This window comes from Spirillospora sp. NPDC049652 (assembly GCF_040675125.1).
Classification (GTDB): Bacteria; Actinomycetota; Actinomycetes; order Streptosporangiales; family Streptosporangiaceae; genus Spirillospora.
The window spans coordinates 1-2,118 of the sequence record NZ_JBFAOF010001115.1 but is presented as its reverse complement, the minus strand read 5'-3'; the positions used below and the strand labels follow the sequence as shown (position 1 = coordinate 2,118).

General features: G+C 73.5%; 3 protein-coding genes. All 3 read right to left on the bottom strand.

Going from position 1 to position 2,118, the window contains the following annotated elements; all coding sequences use genetic code 11:
- Positions 1-433, bottom strand: a 433-nt coding sequence (locus AB0J52_RS37575) for a quinone oxidoreductase family protein (RefSeq protein ID WP_500187731.1), incomplete at its 3' end; no start/stop codon positions are given.
- Positions 434-480: 47 nt separating this feature from the next.
- The gene (locus AB0J52_RS37570; protein WP_500187730.1) at positions 481-1,236 is read right to left on the bottom strand and encodes an SDR family NAD(P)-dependent oxidoreductase; all 756 of its coding nucleotides are present in this window, start codon (positions 1,234-1,236) and stop codon (positions 481-483) included.
- Positions 1,237-1,350: 114 nt separating this feature from the next.
- Positions 1,351-2,118: helix-turn-helix transcriptional regulator (locus tag AB0J52_RS37565; RefSeq protein ID WP_500187728.1), on the bottom strand; the 768-nt coding region annotated here is incomplete at its 5' end.

Below are 2,118 nucleotides of genomic sequence, written 5' to 3'. Positions count from 1 at the left end.
GGACGAGCACCCGCTCGCCGGGCGCGAGCCGCGCCAGCCGGTCCAGGACGAGGTAGGCGGTGGTGCTGTTGGACGGCACGCCCGCCGCGACGGCCGGGTCCAGGTCGCCTGACGGCGCGACCAGGTCGGCGGAGGTGACGGCGACCTCGGCGTAGCCGCCGCTGTCCACGATCGTCAGCGCGGCGACGGGCTCGCCGACGCGCAGCCCCTCGACCCCCGCGCCGAGCGCGCGGATCCGTCCGGACACCTCGATGCCGGGGACGAACGGCAGCGGCACGTCCGCGATGCCGCGTCGGTACAGGATCTCGGCGAAGTTGGCTCCGGCGTAGTCGACGTCGATCGACACCTGGCCGGGGCCGGGCTCGGGCACGGCGACGTCATCGAGGCGCAGGACGTCGGCGTCGCCGAACTCGGGAATGGTGACGGCCTTCATGGCACAGGGTCCTTTCGGTGTTCCGCTGGCTTCGGGCAGGAGGGGGTTCAGGCGGGGAGGGAGGAGACGAGGCCGCCGTCGACGACCAGGTCCTGGCCGGTGATGTAGGACGCGTCGTCGGAGGCGAGGAAGGCGACGGCTCGGGCGACGTCCTCGGAGGTGCCGAGCCGTCCGGCGACGACCTGCCCGGCGTAGGCGGCGGCCTCCCGCTCGGTCGGGGCGGCGGCGCGGAACATCGGGGTGTCGATGTAGCCGGGGCTGACCGAGTTGACGCGGACGCGCCGGTCGGCGAGGTCGCTGGAGAGCGTTCGGGCGAGGTTGAGCGCGGCCGCCTTCGACGCCGAGTACACCGACGCGACGGCCATCCCCCGGTACTGCGTCCAGGACGCGTTGACCACGACCGCTCCCCCGCCGGTCATCAGCGGGACGGCCTTCTGGACGGTGAAGTAGACGCCCTTGAAGTTGACGCCGACGATCCGGTCGAAGTCGTCCTCGGTGACCTCGGCACTGCGCTGGAACTCCCCGACGCCGGCGTTGGCGAACAGCACGTCGAGCCGTCCGAACCGGTCGCGGATCCGCGCCATGAGGGCGTCGAGGTCGGCGAGGTCCGCGACGTCGGCGCGGACGGTCAGCAGGCGGTCGCCCGCGTCCAGTTCCCCGGCGGCGGCGTCCAGGCGCTTGTCGTCGCGGCCGGTGATGACCACCTGGGCGCCCTCGTCCAGCAGCAGCCGGGCGGTGGCGAGGCCCATGCCGCTGGTGCCGCCGGTGATCAGGGCCGTCTTGTTCGTGAAGCGCTTCGTCATGCCCGTAAGGCTGCCGCCGGGCGGCGGAAGGCGGCAGTGTCGGCTCATCCTGGGTGTGGCACCACCACCCTCAGCCGGCCCGACCGCGGCACACAGGCGGTCGGCGGCGGCGCGTCAGACGGCCTCCACCAGGCGCGGGCCGCTGCGCATCAGCTTCTCCAGCCGTTCCATCGTCCCGGTCTCGGGACGCGGGTTGTGCAGCACGAGGTTCAGGCCGGGACGGTCCGGCAGCGGCAGCAGCGTGGCGTCGAAGACCAGCTCGCCCACCTCGGGATGCAGGATCGCCTTGGTCGCCTCCGCGCCGTGGGCCACGTCGTGCCGCTCCCACAGCTCGGCGAACTCGGGGCAGACGGCGGCGAGGTCGGCGGCGATCCGCGGGAACTCCGGGTCGTCGGAGTAGCGGGCCATGTCGGAGCGGAACCGCGCGACCACGCCCGGTGCGTTGTGCTCCCAGAGGGTGTTGGTCGCCCGGAAGCGGGCGTTGGTGAAGTAGCTGACCAGGCAGTTGTGGTCGGTCTCGCCGTACCCGAACACCACGCGCGCGGCGTCGTTGACGGCCTGGAAGCCCCAGTGCCGGTCCTGGATGTAGGCGGGACGGGGCGACCAGGCGTCCAGCACGCGGATCAGCTCGGGCGACACCGGGACGGCCGGGGCGGCCTCGGCGCGCGGCGGGTTCAGCCCGGCGAGCAGGTAGAGGTGCTCGCGTTCGGCCCCGTCCAGGCGCAGCGCCCGCGCGATGGCGTCCAGGACGTCCTCGGAGACGCGGATGTCGCGGCCCTGTTCGAGCCAGGTGTACCAGGACACCCCTACCCCGGCGAGGACGGCGACCTCCTCGCGGCGCAGGCCGGGCGTGCGGCGGCGGCCGGCGTCGGGCATGCCGAC